We start from the raw sequence: 19,623 nt of genomic DNA on the forward strand, positions 1-19,623 counted from the left end.
GCCCCCCGTTCCGACAAGGGCTATTTATGCGGCGAGTTGGCGGCGAAGTTCGGCCAACACCGGCGCCGTGTCCGGGCGCACGCCACGCCACAGGAAGAACGCCTCCGCCGCTTGTTCAGCAAGCATGCCCAAACCATCCATCGCCACCGCCGCGCCGTGTTCGCTGGCCCAGCGGCAGAATGAAGTCGGTTCCTTGCCGTACATCATGTCGTAGCACACCGTTTTGCCCGGTTCGATCAGGCTGGCGGCAATCGGCGGCACATCGCCCGTCAGGCTCGCGGACGTGGCGTTGATGATCAGGTCCACCGATTCCTGCAACCAGTCGTAACCGCTGGCCGATACCGGTCCCAGGTCGCAGAACAGTTCCGCCAGCAACTCGGCCTTGTCCACCGTCCGGTTGGCGATGATCACTGACGCCGGTTGCTCGGCCAGCAAGGGCTCCAGTGCACCGCGCACCGCGCCGCCAGCCCCGAGCAGCAGGATGCGTTTTCCCTTGAGGCTGAACCCGGCGTTAACCGTCAGGTCCCGAACCAGGCCGGCGCCATCGGTGTTGTCACCCAGCAAACTGCCGTCGTCCATTTTGCTCAGGGTATTCACCGCACCGGCCCGTTGCGCCCGCGCGGTCAGGGTGTCGGCCAGGCGATAGGCTTCTTCCTTGAACGGAACCGTTACGTTTGCTCCGCGACCTTCGAGGAAAAATGCCCGGGCGCAGCCGGAAAAATCGTCGAGGGGCGCCAGCGAGGTGCTGTAGTCGAGTTTCTGCGCGGTCTGCTCGGCGAACAGCCGATGGATCAGTGGCGACTTGCTGTGGCCAATCGGATTACCGAAAACGACATAACGGTCCATCAACATTCCTCGTTCAGGCCTCGGCCAACCAGTCGCGGTCTTGCAGGAAATACTCGGTCAGGCGCGCCTCTTCACTGCCAGGCTCGGCTTTCCAATCGTAACCCCAACGTACCTGCGGTGGCAGGGACATGAGGATCGACTCGGTACGCCCGCCCGATTGCAGGCCAAACAAGGTGCCGCGGTCGTAAACCAGGTTGAACTCGACATAACGCCCGCGACGGTACTCCTGGAATTCCCGCTGCTCGGCGGTGAACGCATCGTGCTTGCGGCGCTGCACGATCGGCAGATAAGCATCGATGTACGCATCACCAATGGCACGCATGAAGGCGAAACTGGTGTCGAAGTCCCACTCGTTCAGGTCGTCGAAAAACAGACCGCCGATGCCCCGCGGCTCATGACGATGCTTGATGTGGAAATAGCTGTCGCACCAGGCCTTGTAACGCGGGTAGACGTCCGGACCGAACGGCGCGCAAGCCTGCTCGGCCACACGGTGCCAGTGCACGCAGTCATCAATGTTGCCGTAGTAGGGCGTCAAGTCGAAACCGCCGCCGAACCACCAGACCGGCTCTTCGCCTTCTTTTTCGGCGATGAAAAAACGCACATTGGCGTGGGAAGTCGGTACGTGCGGGTTGTGCGGATGAATCACCAGTGACACGCCCAGGGCTTCAAAGCCACGCCCGGCCAGTTCCGGTCGATGGGCGCTGGCGGACGGTGGCAAACCGCTGCCGAAGACGTGGGAAAAGTTGACGCCGCCCTTTTCGATGACAGTACCGTTTTCGATCACCCGCGTACGTCCGCCACCGCCGGCAGGGCGGGTCCAGGCGTCTTCGACGAAGCGCGTGCCGCCGTCTTCGGCTTCCAGGGCAGCACAAATGCGATCTTGCAGGTCGAGCAGGTAGGCTTTTACGGCCTCGGTGCGGGTAGTCATGGCATCACCTTGGATCGGGCAAAGCTACGCAGCGCTCCATTGGAGTCCGGCGCCTGCGCAAATGGGCGCGTAGCATACCATCGCCGATGCGATCGTCGCAGTTGACGAAGATCAAGCTTAGGCGTTCGATAGGGCGCTTGGTAAAGCGACCTCAGGAGAGTGCAGATGGCAAAGCGTATCCAGTTCCTCGCCCATGGCGGCCCCGAAGTACTCGAGTATGTGGACTACCAACCCGCCGAGCCCGGTCCGCAGCAGGTCCGCGTGAGCAACAAGGCCATCGGCCTAAACTTCATCGACACCTATTACCGCAGCGGTCTCTATCCGCCACCGTCCCTGCCATCAGGCGTGGGTTCGGAAGGCGCGGGAGTGGTTGAAGCGGTCGGCAGCGAAGTTACCCGGTTCAAGGTGGGTGATCGCGTGGCTTACGGCAGCGGCCCATTGGGCGCCTATAGCGACGTGCATGTCTTGCCCGAGGCCAATCTGGTCCACCTTCCGGATGCCATCAGCTTCGAACAGGCCGCCGGGGTCATGCTCAAAGGCCTGACGGTGCAGTACCTGTTGCGTCAGACTTATGAACTCAAGGGTGGCGAAACCATACTGTTCCACGCTGCGGCTGGCGGCGTGGGTTCCCTGGCCTGTCAATGGGCCAAGGCCTTAGGCGTGAAGTTGATCGGTACGGTGAGTTCAGCGGAAAAAGCCGCGCTGGCCAAGGCCAATGGAGCCTGGGCGACCATCGACTACAGCCATGAAAACGTCGCACAGCGTGTGCTGGAATTGACTGACGGCAAAAAAGTCCCGGTGGTGTACGACGGCGTCGGCAAGGACACTTGGCTGACCTCTCTGGACAGCGTCGCGCCACGGGGGCTGGTGGTGAGTTTCGGCAACGCATCCGGCGCGGTGGATGGCGTGAATCTTGGAATTCTGGCCGGGAAGGGATCGCTGTACGTCACCCGGCCGACCCTGGGAACTTACGCCAATAACGCGGAAAACCTGCAACGCATGGCTGATGAGCTGTTCGAGATGATCATCAGCGGCAAGCTTAAGGTGGACATCAGCCAGCGTTACCCACTGGCGGAAGCGGCGAAGGCGCAGGCTGAATTGTCGGCGCGGCGTACGACAGGATCGGTGGTGTTGTTGCCTTAAGGACACCTTCGCGAGCAGGCTCCACACATTAGTTCATCGTTGAATACTGTGGGAGCGAGCCTGCTCGCGAATAGCCGCACCGCAGTGTTAATCCGGGCGCACAACATGCCCGGTTGCCAAATCACGAATCACGCTCGGGTTCTTGCGCCCGCCCAGATTCCCGCCCAGCACCAGATCAACCTGCCCACGGAAATACTGCTCGACGCGAATCCGCGTGCGCGCCGCCGGCCGGCCCTGCGGGTTGGCAGAGGTCGACACCAACGGCCCGACGAGGGCGCACAAATCCCGTACTTGGGGGTGATCGCTGACCCGCAGGGCCACCGTCTCATGCACGCCGGTAATCCACTGCGGCAACATATTCTGATGCGGCACCAGCCAGGTGTTCGGCCCCGGCCAGGTGCTGGCCATGCGGTCCATCCACAGTTCGGGGAAGTCTTCGAACAGGAAGTCGAACTGGCGAATGTTATCCGCGACCAGAATCAGGCCCTTATCCACAGACCGGCCCTTGATCAGCAACAACCGGTCCACTGCCTCTTCGTCCCACGGGTCGCAACCCAGACCCCAGACGGCTTCGGTTGGGTAGGCAATTACCGCCCCTGCGCGAACGGCTCGTGCGGCTTGTTGCACACGCCAACTGTTGACCATGAAAAACGCTCCAGAATAAGGCTCTGTGCAGTTTACCGATCTTCCTTATAAAACCTAGCTCACCCGCGCAAACCAGCGCCCGTTTTCGCAGACTGCGCGGCCCTCCATTTCCAGCTCAGTCAGCGCCACCAGCACATTGGGCAAGGTCCAACCGATGGCGTCGGCCAGCGCTTCACTGGTGTGGGGCGCAGCGTGGAGTAACTTCAGCAAAGGGGGGATGGTTCTCGGCGGCTCGTCTTTGGATAACGGCAGCTGCTGCCAGCCACGCAAGGCTTCGAGGATATGTTCGACGGTTTCCACAAGCACCGCGCCATCGCGGATCAACTGGTGACAACCCTTGGCGCCAGGGTGGTGGATCGACCCCGGAATGGCATAGACCTCGCGCCCTTGTTCTGCCGCCAGCCTCGCGGTGATCAAGGAACCGCTGGCGACGCTGGCCTCGACCACCAACACGCCAAGGGACAAACCGCTGATGATTCGATTGCGTCGCGGGAAATTGCTGGCCGTCGGGCCAGCGTCCAGCGGGAACTCGGAAAGCACTGCGCTGCCCGAGTCGATCATCGCATCGGCCAGCCGCCGATTGCGCTGTGGATAAAACTTTTCCAGCCCGGTGCCGAGCACTCCGATCGTTTGCCCGCCAACGTCCAGTGCTGCCTGATGCGCAGCGGCGTCGATGCCCAGGGCCAGACCGCTGGTGATGACAAATCCGGCACCGGCCAAACTGCGGGAGAACGCAACAGCGGTGTCCATCCCCGGCCTTGACGCGCGACGACTACCCACCATCGCCAGTTGCGGTTTTTCCAGAATGTCGAGATTGCCTGCGACGAACAACAATGGCGGTGCATCGCTGATTTCCGCCAGCAGCGCCGGGTAGTCAGGCTGGTCCCACATCAATAAATGCTGGGCCGGACGCTCTAGCCAGGCCAGCGCATGGCTTGCGCCATCGCGGATCTCCGAGCATCGTCGAGCCTCGGAACAGGCCAATGGCAAGCCCAGCGCACGCCAGGCGCTGGCCGGTGCGCTGATGGCTTTTGACGCTGAACCGAAGGCCTCCAGCAACTTCCTGAATCGCGCCGGACCGAGTTCCGGCAATCGATGCAGGCGTAAACGAGCTTCCAGTTCCGCGGGAGAAACCGGTGTAAAAGCTGACTGCGACATGGATCATCCTTGATCGTTATAAGCCCCCGTCCAAGCGGGAATAAGCTGTGGATAACTCTGTTGGTAACTTGTGAAGCAAGCTTACGGATTTCGCACTTTGTCCATCACCGCCAGGGAACGCGACGCGTTGAGTACCAGCCCGTAGCTGAGCTTGTCGTAGGTACGGAAAACCATCAGCAGACCGGCGCGTTCATCAGGAATTTTCAGCGGCTGGCCGGTGATCCGGTCACGCACGGTTTCCCCGGTCTTCATCACCACCAACACATTGCCTTCGGCCAGGCCATCGCGCTGGCCCTTGTTCAGCGTGACCACGTCCAGTGCGCCGATCTGGGTGACCCCGCGCGGCACATCAATGATCAGGCCGTTGATGTCGTTGCCGGGGGCGCTGGGCATGAAGGTCGAATTGATCGAACGTTCCTCGCCGCTGAACAAACGGTCACCGAGGCGCACTTCCTGGGTGGTGCGCTGCAACGCCAGCGTGGCGACGTCACCTTCGGTGGCGATGATCTCGCCGCCGCCGATGTCGTCGGCGTTGATCCCCAGAAACTCCCGGGTCTGCGGATCGGTGTAGACCTTGCCCTGGCGGAAGATGCCGTAGACCGGTTGCGCCGGGTCAAAGTGGCCGCGGGCGAAGATACGGTCGCCGATGCCGCTGAGTACGCGTTCGGCATCACCGGCGACGATGTACGGCGCCTTGTCGAAATCCTCGACCTTGTCGACGATGCGGTTGCTCAACAGAAAACTGTTGATCGATTTCAGAGGAATGCTCGGAATCGCGTCAGCCACCGGACTGCTGCGCACCCGTGGCGAGAGTTTGATGGTGCCTCGGGAGGCCCCGCGATTGAGGGTCAGGCGTGGTTGACCGTTGACGTAAACCAACGAAAGCGTATCGCCGGGGTAGATGAGGTTGGGGTTTTCGATTTGCGGATTGGCTTGCCAGAGCTGCGGCCATTGCCACGGCTCACGAAGGAATTTTCCCGAGATGTCCCAGAGTGTGTCCCCCGATGCCACGGTGTATTGCTGTGGAAAACCTTCCCTGAGTTGCACTTGCCCGTGCGCCAGACCGGCAGAGACCAGAAGGAGCAAGGCGAGTAGTGATTTCCTCATGCGGTGAATCCCTTTATTATGTACGTTCGCGTGAAACGCCAGAGCCGTCAGTGGCTCGCTCCCGGCTTGCTTATGAAGAGAAGGGAGCTACGTTTCACAAAGGTAGCCTGCCTCTTCGGACTCACCAGGCCACCGACCCGACCTTACTTCACACGTGCAGTCATCAAGCTTATGGCCATTTTGAACATCCTCGAATTCCCTGACTCGCGCCTGCGCACCATCGCCAAACCGGTGGCCGTAGTGGACGACGAAGTGCGTCAGTTGGTCGATGACATGTTTGAAACAATGTATGAGGCACCAGGCATCGGCCTCGCCGCGACCCAGGTCAACGTACATAAACGTATCGTCGTGATGGACCTTTCCGAAGACCGCACCGAGCCACGAGTGTTCATCAACCCCGAGCTCGAACCTCTGACCGACGAGATGGGCCAGTACCAGGAAGGCTGCCTTTCGGTACCGGGCTTCTACGAAAACGTCGATCGTCCGCAACGGGTCAAGGTCAAGGCGCTGGACCGCGACGGCAAGCCTTACGAACTGATCGCCGAAGACTTGCTCGCTGTGTGCATCCAGCATGAATGCGACCACCTCAACGGCAAATTGTTCGTCGATTACCTGTCCACGCTCAAACGCGACCGCATCAAGAAGAAACTGGAAAAGCTTCATCGCCAGAACGCCTGATGCCCATCTTCAAAGGCTTGCTGCGGCAAGCCTTTTTCTTTTCAAGAAGCTTTGCAATAGAGAGCCACCCATGACCGAGCCATTGCGCATTGTCTTTGCCGGCACCCCGGAATTCGCCGCCGAACACCTCAAGGCGCTGCTCGACAGCCCTTACGAGATCGTCGCGGTCTACACCCAACCGGATCGCCCGGCAGGTCGTGGGCAGAAATTGATGCCGAGCCCGGTCAAGCAGCTGGCGCTGGAGCACAACATCCCGGTGCTGCAACCGCCAACACTGCGTAACGAAGACGCTCAGGCCGAATTGGCCGCGCTGAAGCCGGACTTGATGGTGGTGGTCGCCTACGGCCTGATCCTGCCGCAAGCAGTGCTGGATATTCCGCGCCTGGGTTGCATCAACAGCCATGCCTCCCTGCTGCCTCGCTGGCGCGGTGCGGCGCCGATCCAGCGCGCCGTCGAAGCGGGTGACCGCGAAAGTGGCGTGACCGTGATGCGCATGGAAGCGGGCCTGGACACCGGGCCGATGTTGCTGAAGGTCACCACACCGATCAGCGCCGAAGACACCGGCGGCAGCCTCCACGACCGCCTGGCCGAAATGGGTCCACCGGCGGTGGTGCACGCGATTGCCGGTCTCGCCGCCGGAACACTGGAAGGCGAAGTGCAGGACGACAGCCTAGCCACCTACGCGCACAAATTGAACAAGGACGAAGCCCGCATCGACTGGAGTCGCCCGGCCGTTGAGCTGGAGCGTCTGGTCCGGGCCTTCAACCCGTGGCCGATCACTCACAGCACGCTGAACGGCGAAGCACTGAAAGTCCTGGCCGCGAATCTGGCTGAAGGCAAGGGCGCTCCGGGGGAGATCCTTGGCGCCAGCAAGGACGGCCTGATCGTCGCCTGCGGTGAACAGGCCTTGTGCCTGACCCGTCTGCAATTGCCCGGTGGCAAGGCACTGAATTTCAGCGACCTTTTCAACAGCCGTCGCGAGAAATTCGCCACCGGTACCGTACTGGGCCAAACGGCGGACGTTCAATGAATCCACGTCTGGCCGCCGCCAAGGCACTGGCTGCTGTTCTGAGCGGAAAAGCCTCACTCAACAGTTCACTGCCGACACAAATGGACAAGGTCGAGGACCGCGACCGCGGTTTCACCCAGGATCTGGCGTTCGGCACCGCGCGCTGGCAACCACGCTTGTCGGCGCTGGCGGCCAAACTGCTGCAGAAACCGTTCAAGGCGGCCGACGCCGATGTCGAAGCGCTGCTGCTGGTCGGCCTCTACCAATTGCTCTACACCCGCGTCCCGGCCCACGCCGCCATCGGCGAAACCGTCGGTTGCGCCGACAAGCTGAAAAAGCCCTGGGCAAAAGCCTTGCTCAACGCCGTACTGCGCCGCGCCCAACGGGAAAGCGAAGCGTTGCTGGCCGAGCTGGAACATGATCCGGTGGTACGCACCGCCCACCCGCGCTGGCTGCAGAAATCCCTGAAAGCCTTCTGGCCCGAGCAGTGGGAAGCTATTTGCGCGGCGAACAACGCGCACCCGCCGATGATTTTGCGGGTCAACCGTCGCCATCAAACACGCGATGCCTATCTGGAACTGCTGAGCCAGGCCGGCATCGCTGCCAACCCCTGCGTTTACAGCCGGGACGGCATCATCCTCGACGCGGCCGCCGACGTGCGCAGCCTGCCGGGCTTCGCCGAAGGCTGGATCAGTGTGCAGGATGAAGCGGCGCAATTGGCGGCCGATCTGCTCGATCTGGCCCCGGGCCAACGGGTGTTGGATGCCTGCTGCGCACCGGGCGGCAAGACCTGTCATATCCTCGAAGCCGAGCCGGCACTGGCCGGCGTGGTGGCGGTGGACCTGGAAGCCAAGCGCCTGGTGCGGGTGCGGGAAAACCTCGAACGCCTGGGCCTGAGCGCCGAGCTGATCGCCGCTGACGGCCGCGACATGCAGGCTTGGTGGGACGGCAAACCATTCCAGCGCATACTGCTGGATGCACCGTGCTCGGCTACCGGCGTGATTCGTCGCCACCCGGACATCAAGCTGACCCGCCAACCGGATGACATCGCCGCGCTGGCAGTGCTGCAAGGCGAGTTGCTCGACGCCATGTGGAAAACCCTGGAGGTTGGCGGCATCCTGCTCTATGCAACGTGCTCGACATTGCCGACCGAGAACACCGAAGTCATCGAGTCGTTCCTTACCCGCACCCCAGGTGCCCGCGAGCTGGACCTGGCTACCGCGGCGGGAATCAAGCAGCCCCATGGTCGCCAGTTGCTGGCCCGGGAAGGCGGGCATGACGGGTTCTATTACGCCAAGCTGATCAAGATCGCCGCCGCGCGCGGTTAAACGGATTCAATGGAGTGACTGGATGAAAATCATCATCCTCGGTGCGGGGCAAGTCGGCGGTTCGCTGGCAGAACACCTGGCCAGCGAAGCCAATGACATCACGGTGGTAGACACCGACAGCGAACGCCTGCGCGACCTTGGCGACCGCCTGGACATCCGAACGGTGCAAGGTCGCGGCTCGCTGCCGACCATTCTGCGTCAGGCCGGGGCAGACGATGCCGACATGCTGGTCGCCGTGACCAGCAGTGACGAAACCAACATGGTGGCCTGCCAGGTCGCCCACACCCTGTTCCACACGCCCACCAAGATCGCCCGGGTCCGCGAAGCCGCGTACCTGACCCGCGACGAATTGTTCGATAACGAAGCCATCCCGGTGGACGTGCTGATCAGCCCGGAGCAAGTGGTCACCAACTACATCAAGCGCCTGATCCAGCATCCGGGCGCCTTGCAGGTGATCGACTTCGCAGAAGGCAAGGCACAGCTCGTCGCCGTGCGGGCCTACTACGGCGGGCCGCTGGTGGGCCAGCAACTGCGGCAGCTGCGCGAACACATGCCGAACGTCGAAACCCGCGTCGCGGCGATTTTCCGTCGTGACCGGCCGATCCTGCCCCAGGGCGATACGGTGATCGAAGCGGATGACGAAGTGTTTTTCATCGCCGCCCGGGCGAACATTCGCGCGGTCATGAGTGAAATGCGCCGTCTCGACGAGACTTACAAACGCATCGTCATCGCCGGTGGTGGGCAGATCGGTGAACGCCTGGCCGAGGCCATCGAAAGCCGTTACCAGGTGAAGATCATCGAGATGAACCCGGCGCGTTGCCGACATCTCTCGGACAACCTCAACAGCACCGTGGTGCTTCAAGGCAGTGCCTCGGACCGCGACCTGCTGCTGGAAGAGAATATCGCCGATGCCGATATCTTCCTGGCCCTGACCAACGACGACGAAGCCAACATCATGTCGTCGCTGCTGGCCAAGCGCCTGGGCGCGAAGAAGGTGATGACCATCATCAACAACCCGGCCTATGTCGACCTGATCCAGGGCGGCGACATCGACATCGCCATCAGCCCGCAACTGGCAACCATCGGTACTCTGCTGGCTCATGTGCGGCGCGGCGATATCGTCAGCGTGCACTCACTGCGACGAGGCGCGGCGGAAGCCATCGAGGCGATTGCCCACGGCGATGCCAAATCGAGCAAGGTCATCGGCAAGTCCATCGAGAATATCGGCCTGCCGCCGGGCACCACCATTGGCGCGATCATCCGCGACGAAGAAGTGATCATCGCCCACGATGACACGGTGATCGCGGCGGGCGACCATGTGATTCTGTTCCTTGTGGATAAAAAGCATATTCGTGATGTGGAAAAGCTGTTCCATGTGGGATTGAGCTTTTTCTGATCCTGATTTTTTGCTGCCTGTGATGACCCCTTCGCGGGCTTGCCCGCGAAGACAATCTCAAGAGCACATAGCTGTTCCGGAACAACATCAAAAAGGAATCCACCATGATCGAATCCCTGGAAAAAATGCTCGCCAAGGGTGTGGATAACTCATTGCTGCGCTTCGGCCTGGGCAAGGGTTATCTGGATCTGGGGGAGAACGCCAAGGCTGTGGAACATTTTCAGCGCTGCGTCGAGATCGATCCGAAGTATTCGGCCGCCTGGAAGCTATTGGGCAAGGCCCATCTGGCGCTGGCGGATTATGCCGCTGCGCGTCAGGCCTGGGAGAAAGGCCTGGAAGCCGCTCGAAACCACGGCGACAAGCAGGCCGAGAAAGAGATGACGGTGTTTTTGAAGAAGCTCGATCGTCAAGCGCACTGATCAGAGGTAGCGCAGGCCAATACCCTCGGCATCGACTTGCACCACTTCCATGCGCACCCGCGGCGCACCTGTGGGTAAGTCCTGAACCTGCCCGTAAACCACTGCGCCTCTAGGCAGCATCGACAATGCCGGATGCTTGACGTAGACCCCCGTGGTCGACAGGTTGCGTGTCTGGCCCAGGCATTCGCCGAAGCTTTCGTGAACAATCTTGATGCGAAATGATTTGCGTTGTTCGGACATCTTCTGCGCCCTTGAATGAACGGTTATGGATAACCCCGCCCCAAAGGTTATCCACAGATCATGCCAGCCGACTCAGTACCAGCGCTCCTCACCCGGAGGACGCTTCTTGAAGCGCTTCATGCTCCACATGTATTGGCTCGGATAGGCCCGCACATAGCGCTCTACCACCTGGCTCATCGCGGCACAGGAAGTTGCGGTATCGGTGCTGTACATGGCTTCTGGCGCAGCTTCCAGGATCACCTTGTAGCCCGAACCGTCCGGTAGCCGCAGCGCATGCAGAAACACACCGACCGCTTTGCCGCCGGCGAGCATGTTCGGTACGAACTTGCTGGTCAGTGCCTGAGTGGCGAAGAATGGCACGAAGATCCCGGCGGATTCGGCCGGTTCCGGGTCAGCGGGAATGCCCACTGCACCACCTTTGCGCACTTCCTTGATGACACTGAGGATGCCTTCCTTGGTGGACGCGGCCACCTTGTTGCCCAGTTGTACGCGCTGCTTTTGCAGCAATTCATCCACCGCCTTCAATTTTGGCGGGCGGTAGAAAATGATGGGTTTGCACTGGCTGCAATAGAAATGGTTGAGCACTTCCCAGTTGCCCAGGTGACTGGTGATGCCAACGACGCCTTTGCCTGAGGCGAGGGCGTCCTTCAACACGTCGAGGCCTACGACTTCGCGCACCAGGTCGATGGAACGCTGGGCCGGCCAGATCCAGGCGCAGGCACTTTCAGTCAGGGACTTGCCGATATCTTTCAGGCTCTGGCCGACCAGACGCTCGCGTTCGGCGGGGTCCATGTCCGGAAAGCATTTGGAGAGGTTGATCCGCACCACGTCGCGGGAGCGGTTGGGGGTTTTCCACATCACCCAGCCAATCGCCGAGCCGACAGCCTGCACTGCCCGCCAAGGGAGCAGGGCAAACAGCCGCAGAGCGCCTACCAGCAAGGCGCCTTTAAACTTATCCACAGGTCACTCCTGATCTTGTGCTGTGCGCGAGGCGGCTATTCTAACCGCCGTTGGCCAGCATCGCGTAGCGATCGCAATCCTGCGTGTGATCCATGACCATGCCCGAAGCCTGCATCAACGCATAACAAATGGTTGGCCCTACGAAGGTGAAGCCGGCTTTTTTCAAGCCTTTGCTCATCTCCACCGCCTCGGGTGTGACGGCCGGTACTTCGCTGCGATCCTTGAAATGATTGATCTTCGGTACACCCCCGACAAAGGACCAGAGAAACGCCACCGGGTCTTCCAGCGCCAGCCAGGCCTGGGCATTGCGCCGGGCCGCGTTGAGCTTGAGGCGGTTACGGATGATGCCAGGGTCGAGCATCAATTCATCGATTTCCGCGTCGCTCATCTGTGCCACGCGCTGCACGTCGAAGCCGTACATCACCTGGCGATAATGCTCGCGTTTGCGCAACACGGTGATCCAGGAAAGGCCGGCCTGGAACCCTTCGAGCAAAAGCAACTCGAACAAACCCTGCGCATCGCGTAGCGGCGTGCCCCACTCCTGATCGTGATAAGCCATGTACAGCGGATCTTCGGAACACCAAAAGCAGCGTGGCATAAGGCTCCAGGGGGCGTGCGCAGCAATGAATCGGGTATACTCCCGCTCTTTAAATCGCAGCCCAAGAAACAGGTGAATTTCGTGAGCCAGCCTACGCCAGCCGTGCGTACCTTCCAAGACTTGATCCTCGCCCTCCAGCAATACTGGGCCGAGCAAGGTTGTGTGGTACTTCAGCCCTACGATATGGAAGTAGGCGCCGGCACTTTCCACACCGCTACATTCCTGCGCGCCATTGGCCCGGAAACCTGGAACGCCGCCTACGTGCAGCCAAGCCGTCGCCCGACTGACGGCCGCTACGGCGAAAACCCGAACCGTCTGCAGCACTATTACCAGTTCCAGGTTGTCCTGAAGCCGAACCCGGACAACTTCCAGGAACTGTACCTGGGCTCTCTCAAGCACGTGGGCCTGGACCCATTGGTGCATGACATCCGCTTCGTCGAAGACAACTGGGAATCGCCGACCCTCGGCGCCTGGGGTCTGGGCTGGGAAGTCTGGCTCAACGGCATGGAAGTGACCCAGTTCACTTACTTCCAGCAAGCGGGCGGCATCGAATGCTACCCGGTTACCGGCGAGATCACTTACGGTCTGGAACGCCTGGCCATGTACCTGCAAGGCGTGGACTCGGTCTACGACCTGGTCTGGGCTGACGGTCCATTCGGCAAGGTGACCTACGGCGACGTGTTCCACCAGAACGAAGTGGAGCAGTCGACCTACAACTTCGAACACGCCAACGTCGAGAAGCTGTTCGAACTGTTCGATTTCTATGAAAGCGAAGCCAAGCGCCTGATCGAACTCGACCAGCCGCTGCCGTTGCCGAGCTACGAAATGGTGTTGAAGGCTTCCCATACTTTCAACCTGCTGGATGCGCGCCGGGCGATTTCCGTGACTGCACGTCAGCAATACATTCTGCGTGTTCGCACCCTGGCGCGTTCCGTTGCGCAAGCCTACCTGCTGGCGCGCGCCAAGCTGGGCTTCCCGATGGCGACCCCGGACCTGCGTGACGAAGTACTGGCCAAGCTGGAGGCTGCACAATGAGTGCTCTGGATTTTCTGGTTGAACTGGGCACTGAAGAACTGCCACCCAAAGCCCTGAACACCCTGGCCGAGGCGTTCCTTGCCGGTATCGACAAGGGCCTGCAAGCCGCCGGCCTGAACTACGAGACCAAAACCGTTTACGCGGCGCCACGTCGCCTGGCCGTGCTGATCACCTCGCTGGCCACCCAGCAGCCGGATCGCAGCATCAACCTGGACGGCCCGCCACGTCAGGCCGCCTTTGATGCCGATGGCAACCCGACTCAAGCGGCACTGGGCTTTGCCAAGAAGTGCGGCGTCGACCTGAGCGAAATCGATCAGAGCGGCCCGAAACTGCGCTACAGCCAAAGCATCGCCGGCAAGCCGACCGCGAGCCTGCTGCCGACCATCGTCGAAGACTCCCTGAACGACCTGCCGATTCCAAAGCGCATGCGCTGGGGCGCGCGCAAGGAAGAATTCGTTCGCCCGACCCAATGGCTGGTGATGCTGCTCGGTGACCAAGTCATCGATTGCACCATCCTCGCCCAGAAGGCCGGTCGCGACTCCCGTGGTCACCGCTTCCACCACCCGGAAAGCGTGCGTATCGGTTCGCCGTCCAGCTACCTGGCCGATCTGCGTGCCGCTTACGTGTTGGCCGATGCCAACGAGCGTCGCGAGATCATCAGCAAGCGCACCGAAGAGCTGGCAACCCGCCAGGAAGGCACCGCCATCGTGCCACCTGACCTGCTCGACGAAGTGACCGCGCTGGTCGAGTGGCCGGTGCCGCTGGTGTGCTCGTTCGAAGAACGCTTCCTCGATGTACCGCAAGAAGCCCTGATCACCACCATGCAGGACAACCAGAAGTACTTCTGCCTGCTGGATGTCGACGGCAAGTTGCTGCCACGTTTCATTACCGTGGCCAACATCGAGAGCAAGGACCCGCAGCAGATCATCGCCGGTAACGAGAAAGTGGTTCGCCCACGCCTGACCGACGCCGAGTTCTTCTTCAAGCAAGACAAGAAGCAGAAACTCGAAGACTTCAACCAGCGCCTGCAAAACGTGGTGTTCCAGGAAAAACTCGGCAGCGTCTATGACAAGGCCGAACGTGTTTCCAAACTCGCCGCTTACATCGCTGCGCGTATTGGCGGCAACGCCTCCTGGGCCGCTCGTGCAGGCTTGCTCTCCAAGTGCGACCTGGCGACCGAAATGGTCGGCGAGTTCCCGGAGATGCAAGGTGTCGCGGGCTACTACTACGCCCTCAACGATGGCGAGCCGGAAGATGTCGCACTGGCCCTGAACGAGCAGTACATGCCGCGCGGTGCCGGCGCTGAACTGCCGTCCACCCTGACCGGTGCGGCCGTGGCCATCGCCGACAAGCTCGATACACTGGTCGGCATCTTCGGCATCGGCATGCTGCCTACCGGCAGTAAAGACCCGTACGCCCTGCGCCGTGCCGCACTTGGTGTGCTGCGCATCCTGATCGAGAAACAACTGGATCTGGATCTGAACGACGCCGTGGCTTTCGCTGTGAATGCATTTGGCGCCAAGGTCAAGGCAGCCGGCCTCAACGACGCGGTGCTGGAGTTCATCTTCGACCGCCTGCGTGCGCGTTACGAAGACGAAGGTGTTGATGTCGCGACCTACCTGTCGGTACGCGCCCTGAAGCCGGGTTCGGCCCTGGACTTCGACCAGCGCGTGCAAGCGGTGGAAGCGTTCCGCAAATTGCCGGAAGCCGCGGCCCTGGCGGCCGTGAACAAGCGTGTGTCGAACCTGCTGAGCAAGGTCGAAGGCTCCGTGCCGACGGTCGTGGAAGCCAAGTACTTCGACAATGCCAACGAGTTCTCCCTGTACTCGGCGATCCAGCAGGCAGACCAGGCTGTTCAGCCAATGGCTGCGGCACGTCAGTACAGCGAATCGCTGGCACGCCTGGCCGCCCTGCGTGAACCGGTGGATGCGTTCTTCGAAGCGGTGATGGTCAACGCTGAGGATGCCAAGGTCCGCGCCAACCGCTATGCGCTGCTGGCGCGTTTGCGTGGCTTGTTCCTCGGCGTCGCCGATATTTCGTTGCTGGGGTAAGTCTGTTTGAAACTGCTGATTCTCGATCGGGACGGAGTGATCAATTATGACTCCGACGCTTACATCAAGTCGGTGGAGGAGTGGATTCCACTTCCCGGTTCGATCGAAGCCATCGCGCAGTTGAGCAAGGCCGGCTGGACGGTAGCGGTCGCTACCAACCAGTCGGGCATCGCTCGCGGCTATTACGACATCGCCACCCTGGACGCCATGCACGAGCGCTTGCGCTCGCTGGTGGCGCAGCAGGGTGGTGAAGTCGGGCTGATCGTCTATTGCCCGCACGGGCCGGACGACGGTTGCGATTGCCGCAAGCCAAAACCCGGGATGTTGAAAAACATCGCCGCACATTACAACGTATCGCTGACTGATCTATGGTTCGTCGGCGATAGTCTCGGTGACCTGGAAGCCGCCAAAGCCGTCGATTCTCAGCCAGTTTTGGTAAAGACCGGGAAAGGCGAAAAGACTTTGGGCAAGACCCTACCGGCAGGCACATTGATTTTCGATGATCTGGCGGCGATTGCCGCAGAACTTATCCACAATTAGAGCGCTTTCGACAGTTCGGGAGTGCGCTTGAACAGTCGGGCAGTGCCCGTAACGGTAAACGTCGCCATGTCGATACTGCAGGCCATCAGAACCTTCCTCTTTTACCTGCTGCTGGGCACCAGCTCTTTGCTGTGGTGCAGCCTGAGCTTTTTTATCGCGCCTTTTCTCCCGTTCAAGGCGCGCTATCGCTTCATCAACGTGTACTGGTGCCGCTGCGCCTTGTGGCTGAGCAAAGTGTTCCTCGGTATCCGCTACGAAGTGAAGGGTGCAGAGAACGTGCCTGACCGGCCCTGCGTGATTCAATCGAATCACCAAAGCACTTGGGAAACGTTCTTTCTCTCGGCGTATTTCGAACCGTTGAGCCAGGTGCTCAAACGTGAGTTGTTGTATGTGCCTTTCTTTGGCTGGGCCATGGCCATGCTGCGTCCGATCGCCATCGACCGTGACAATCCGAAAGCGGCACTCAAACACGTGGCGAAGAAGGGCGACGAGCTGCTCAAGGACAACGTCTGGGTGCTGATCTTCCCCGAAGGCACGCGCGTTCCTTACGGCACTATCGGCAAGTTCTCCCGGGGCGGGACTGCGCTGGCGGTCAATGCAGAGTTGCCAGTGCTGCCGATCGCGCACAATGCCGGGAAGTTCTGGCCCAAGACCGGTTGGGCAAAGAAGCAGGGTGTGATTACCGTGATCATTGGCGCACCGATGTTTGCCGAAGGCAGCGGACCGCGCGCCATTGCCGATTTGAACGATCGGGTCCAGGCCTGGAACGAGCAGATGCAACGGGAAATGGGCTCGCTGCCACCGACGCCGCAAGCTCCGGTTTCCAACGATCAGGTGGCAGTTTGAGTTTCTGTGGATAACCTGTGTACCGTTCTTGATAAAAATGCTGTCTGTCGATCATAAATTATTGATTTATTTACATATTTTATAAAACGATAAATTTCCGAAAAACGTGCATAAGTTTTTTTCGGGCGCAAAAAAACCGGCTGATATAGCCGGTTTTTTTATACCTGTGCTCAGACCGTTTCCATCGCGAAGTGCAAACCAAATTGCGACCTTGCACACAATAAAAAAGGCCAACGCTTGAACGTTGGCCTTTTTTAATTGGCGGGCGTTCTGAATCAGAAGTCCAGGTTGGAAACCGCCAGGGCGTTGCTTTCGATGAAGTCACGACGAGGTTCGACCGCATCACCCATCAGGGTGTTGAAGATCTGGTCGGCGCCAATGGCGTCTTCGATGGTCACTTTGAGCATCCGGCGAACGCTTGGGTCCATGGTGGTTTCCCACAGCTGGTCCGGGTTCATCTCACCCAGTCCTTTGTATCGCTGGATGGTGTGGCGCTTGGTGCTTTCAGCCATCAGCCAGTCCAGGGCTTCCTTGAACTCGGTGACCGCTTTCTTGCGCTCGCCTCGCTGGATGTACGCGCCGTCGTCCAGCAGGGTGCTCAACTGAGCCCCGAGGGAAACGACGGTTTTGTAGTCATTGCTGCCAAAGAAGTCGCGGTTGAACGTGACGTAGTTCGACAGGCCGTGGGAGATCAGTTCGACCTCTGGCAGCCAGACATTACGTTCGCGGTCTTCACGCAGGCTCGCCTTGTACACCAGGCCAGACTTCTCGACGGTGCGCAGACGGACTTCGTACTGGGCCAGCCAATCCTGCATCGCTGCGTGATCGGACAGTTGCTCCAGGCTGACGGCCGGCAGGTAGATGAAGTGCTCAGTCAGTTCCTGTGGGTACAGGCGCGACAGGCGCTTGAGGGTCTTCATCACCAGACGGAAGTCATTCACCAGGCGCTCAAGGGCTTCACCGGAAATACCCGGAGCATCTTCGTTCAGGTGCAGGCTTGCGTCTTCCAGAGCCGACTGCGTCATGTACTCTTCCATGGCGTCGTCGTCTTTGATGTATTGCTCTTGCTTGCCTTTCTTGACCTTGTACAGCGGTGGCTGGGCGATATAGATGTAGCCGCGTTCGATCAGCTCCGGCAACTGACGGAAGAAGAAGGTCAGCAGCAGGGTGCGGATGTGCGAACCGTCGACGTCAGCATCGGTCATGATGATGATGTTGTGATAACGCAGCTTGTCGATGTTGTACTCTTCGCGACCGATGCCACAGCCCAGCGCAGTGATCAAGGTGCCCACTTCCTGGGAAGAGATCATCTTGTCGAAACGCGCCTTCTCGACGTTCAGGATTTTACCCTTGAGCGGCAGAATCGCTTGAGTCTTACGGTTACGGCCCTGCTTGGCGGAACCGCCTGCAGAGTCACCTTCCACGAGGTACAGTTCGGAAAGGGCAGGGTCCTTTTCCTGGCAGTCAGCCAGTTTGCCCGGCAGTCCGGCGATGTCCAGGGCGCCTTTGCGGCGGGTCATCTCACGTGCCTTGCGCGCCGCTTCACGGGCACGAGCAGCGTCGATCATCTTGCCGACGACCAGCTTGGCTTCGTTCGGGTTTTCCAGCAGGAAGTCGGAGAAGTACTTACCCATTTCCTGTTCGACCGCGGTCTTCACTTCGGAAGAAACCAGCTTGTCTTTGGTCTGGGAGCTGAACTTCGGATCCGGCACCTTCACCGAAATGATCGCCGTCAGGCCTTCACGGGCATCGTCACCGGTGGTCGCGACCTTATGCTTCTTCGCCAGGCCTTCGGCTTCGATGTAGGTGTTCAGGTTACGCGTCAGCGCGGAACGGAAACCCACAAGGTGAGTACCGCCATCGCGCTGAGGAATGTTGTTGGTGAAGCACAACAGGTTCTCGTTGAAGCTGTCGTTCCACTGCAGGGCGATTTCAACGCCGATGCCGTCTTCACGCTGGATGTTGAAGTGGAACACCTGGTTGACCGGGGTCTTGTTGGTGTTCAGGTATTCAACGAATGCACGCAGGCCGCCTTCGTATTTGAACAGTTCTTCCTTGCCGCTGCGCTCATCCTTGAGGACGATGCCGACACCGGAGTTGAGGAAGGACAGTTCACGAATCCGCTTGGCCAGGATGTCCCAGCTAAAGTGGATATTCTTGAAGGTTTCGCTGGAAGCCTTGAAGTGAATCTGGGTACCGGTGGTTTCGCTGTCGCCGACAATTTTCATCGGCTCCTGCGGAACACCGTGCACGTAGGTCTGTTCCCAGATCTTGCCGCTACGGCGAACGGTCAGGACCAGTTCCTCAGACAGGGCGTTCACCACCGACACACCTACACCGTGCAGGCCGCCGGAAACCTTGTAGGAGTTGTCGTCGAACTTACCGCCGGCGTGCAGCACGGTCATGATGACCTCGGCTGCCGATACGCCTTCTTCTTTGTGCACGTCTACCGGGATACCACGGCCGTTGTCGCGAACGGTGATGGATTCATCCGGGTGGATGATGATGCTGATGTCGTCGCAATGGCCGGCCAGCGCTTCGTCGATCGAGTTATCAACCACCTCGAACACCATGTGGTGCAGACCGCTACCATCATCGGTGTCGCCAATGTACATACCGGGACGTTTGCGTACGGCATCCAGGCCTTTCAGCACTTTAATGCTCGTTGAGTCGTACGTATTTTCTTCGCTCAATGC

The 19,623-nt window shown here is 60.1% G+C and carries 19 protein-coding genes; 10 read left to right on the plus strand and 9 right to left on the minus strand.

Features of this window, described 5'->3' with window-relative positions; all coding sequences use genetic code 11:
- Window positions 1-24 precede the first annotated feature (24 nt).
- Entirely contained in the window at window positions 25-846 is an 822-nt protein-coding gene (aroE, locus tag FFS64_RS13835; RefSeq protein WP_137805848.1) for a shikimate dehydrogenase, read from the minus strand.
- Window positions 847-859: 13 nt separating this feature from the next.
- Complete coding sequence (gene hemF / locus FFS64_RS13840) at window positions 860-1,774, minus strand: oxygen-dependent coproporphyrinogen oxidase (RefSeq protein WP_095194508.1); 915 nt, start codon at window positions 1,772-1,774, stop codon at window positions 860-862.
- Window positions 1,775-1,939: 165 nt separating this feature from the next.
- Here hemF and FFS64_RS13845 point away from each other — a divergent pair, with 165 nt between their 5' ends.
- Window positions 1,940-2,917, plus strand: a complete 978-nt coding sequence (locus FFS64_RS13845; protein ID WP_137805849.1) for an NADPH:quinone reductase — start codon at window positions 1,940-1,942, stop codon at window positions 2,915-2,917.
- An 87-nt stretch (window positions 2,918-3,004) separates the two neighbouring features.
- Here the strand turns inward: FFS64_RS13845 and FFS64_RS13850 are convergent, their stop codons facing one another.
- The 3 genes from FFS64_RS13850 to FFS64_RS13860 form a co-directional block, all read right to left on the minus strand.
- Window positions 3,005-3,562 carry an L-threonylcarbamoyladenylate synthase gene (locus FFS64_RS13850; RefSeq protein WP_095194510.1) on the minus strand — a complete coding sequence of 186 codons (558 nt, stop codon included), beginning with the start codon at window positions 3,560-3,562 and terminating at the stop codon, window positions 3,005-3,007.
- 54 nt (window positions 3,563-3,616) lie between these two features.
- On the minus strand, window positions 3,617-4,720 hold the full coding sequence (gene dprA / locus FFS64_RS13855) for a DNA-processing protein DprA (RefSeq protein WP_137805850.1): 1,104 nt from the start codon (window positions 4,718-4,720) through the stop codon (window positions 3,617-3,619).
- Window positions 4,721-4,801: 81 nt separating this feature from the next.
- Window positions 4,802-5,827, minus strand: a complete 1,026-nt coding sequence (locus FFS64_RS13860; RefSeq protein ID WP_137805851.1) for a LysM peptidoglycan-binding domain-containing protein — start codon at window positions 5,825-5,827, stop codon at window positions 4,802-4,804.
- Between the two features lie 171 nt (window positions 5,828-5,998).
- Between FFS64_RS13860 and def the strand changes: the two genes are divergently transcribed.
- The 5 genes from def to FFS64_RS13885 all read left to right on the plus strand — a co-directional run bounded on the left by def (window position 5,999) and on the right by FFS64_RS13885 (window position 10,657).
- Window positions 5,999-6,505, plus strand: coding sequence for a peptide deformylase (gene def, locus FFS64_RS13865; RefSeq protein ID WP_095194513.1), 507 nt, complete (start codon window positions 5,999-6,001; stop codon window positions 6,503-6,505).
- Between the two features lie 70 nt (window positions 6,506-6,575).
- A complete protein-coding gene (gene fmt, locus FFS64_RS13870; RefSeq protein WP_137805852.1) occupies window positions 6,576-7,535 on the plus strand; it encodes a methionyl-tRNA formyltransferase in 960 nt (319 codons plus the stop codon).
- Entirely contained in the window at window positions 7,532-8,842 is a 1,311-nt protein-coding gene (rsmB, locus tag FFS64_RS13875; protein ID WP_137805853.1) for a 16S rRNA (cytosine(967)-C(5))-methyltransferase RsmB, read from the plus strand. The genes fmt and rsmB overlap by 4 nt, the downstream gene beginning before the upstream one ends.
- A gap of 22 nt (window positions 8,843-8,864) precedes the next feature.
- The gene (gene trkA / locus FFS64_RS13880) at window positions 8,865-10,238 is read left to right on the plus strand and encodes a Trk system potassium transporter TrkA (protein WP_137805854.1); all 1,374 of its coding nucleotides are present in this window, start codon (window positions 8,865-8,867) and stop codon (window positions 10,236-10,238) included.
- 104 nt (window positions 10,239-10,342) lie between these two features.
- On the plus strand, window positions 10,343-10,657 hold the full coding sequence (locus FFS64_RS13885; protein WP_095194517.1) for a tetratricopeptide repeat protein: 315 nt from the start codon (window positions 10,343-10,345) through the stop codon (window positions 10,655-10,657).
- Here the strand turns inward: FFS64_RS13885 and FFS64_RS13890 are convergent, their stop codons facing one another.
- The 3 genes from FFS64_RS13890 to tag form a co-directional block, all read right to left on the minus strand.
- Complete coding sequence (locus FFS64_RS13890; RefSeq protein ID WP_137805855.1) at window positions 10,658-10,897, minus strand: PilZ domain-containing protein; 240 nt, start codon at window positions 10,895-10,897, stop codon at window positions 10,658-10,660.
- Window positions 10,898-10,969: 72 nt separating this feature from the next.
- A complete protein-coding gene (locus FFS64_RS13895; RefSeq protein ID WP_137805856.1) occupies window positions 10,970-11,857 on the minus strand; it encodes a lysophospholipid acyltransferase in 888 nt (295 codons plus the stop codon).
- A gap of 40 nt (window positions 11,858-11,897) precedes the next feature.
- Complete coding sequence (gene tag, locus FFS64_RS13900) at window positions 11,898-12,455, minus strand: DNA-3-methyladenine glycosylase I (RefSeq protein WP_137805857.1); 558 nt, start codon at window positions 12,453-12,455, stop codon at window positions 11,898-11,900.
- A gap of 81 nt (window positions 12,456-12,536) precedes the next feature.
- Here tag and glyQ point away from each other — a divergent pair, with 81 nt between their 5' ends.
- The 4 genes from glyQ to FFS64_RS13920 all read left to right on the plus strand — a co-directional run bounded on the left by glyQ (window position 12,537) and on the right by FFS64_RS13920 (window position 16,927).
- Window positions 12,537-13,490, plus strand: a complete 954-nt coding sequence (gene glyQ, locus FFS64_RS13905) for a glycine--tRNA ligase subunit alpha (protein ID WP_003213601.1) — start codon at window positions 12,537-12,539, stop codon at window positions 13,488-13,490.
- A complete protein-coding gene (gene glyS / locus FFS64_RS13910) occupies window positions 13,487-15,541 on the plus strand; it encodes a glycine--tRNA ligase subunit beta (RefSeq protein WP_137805858.1) in 2,055 nt (684 codons plus the stop codon). Before glyQ ends, glyS begins: the two co-directional genes overlap by 4 nt.
- A gap of 6 nt (window positions 15,542-15,547) precedes the next feature.
- Window positions 15,548-16,081 carry a D-glycero-beta-D-manno-heptose 1,7-bisphosphate 7-phosphatase gene (gene gmhB, locus FFS64_RS13915; RefSeq protein WP_095194522.1) on the plus strand — a complete coding sequence of 178 codons (534 nt, stop codon included), beginning with the start codon at window positions 15,548-15,550 and terminating at the stop codon, window positions 16,079-16,081.
- Between the two features lie 66 nt (window positions 16,082-16,147).
- Window positions 16,148-16,927 carry a 1-acyl-sn-glycerol-3-phosphate acyltransferase gene (locus FFS64_RS13920; protein ID WP_095194523.1) on the plus strand — a complete coding sequence of 260 codons (780 nt, stop codon included), beginning with the start codon at window positions 16,148-16,150 and terminating at the stop codon, window positions 16,925-16,927.
- Window positions 16,928-17,202: 275 nt separating this feature from the next.
- Here the strand turns inward: FFS64_RS13920 and gyrB are convergent, their stop codons facing one another.
- Window positions 17,203-19,620, minus strand: coding sequence for a DNA topoisomerase (ATP-hydrolyzing) subunit B (gene gyrB, locus FFS64_RS13925; protein ID WP_095194652.1), 2,418 nt, complete (start codon window positions 19,618-19,620; stop codon window positions 17,203-17,205).
- Between the last annotated feature and the right edge of the window lie 3 nt (window positions 19,621-19,623).

Origin of the sequence: Pseudomonas sp. G(2018), from assembly GCF_005502415.1 — a bacterium.
GTDB lineage: Bacteria > Pseudomonadota > Gammaproteobacteria > Pseudomonadales > Pseudomonadaceae > Aquipseudomonas.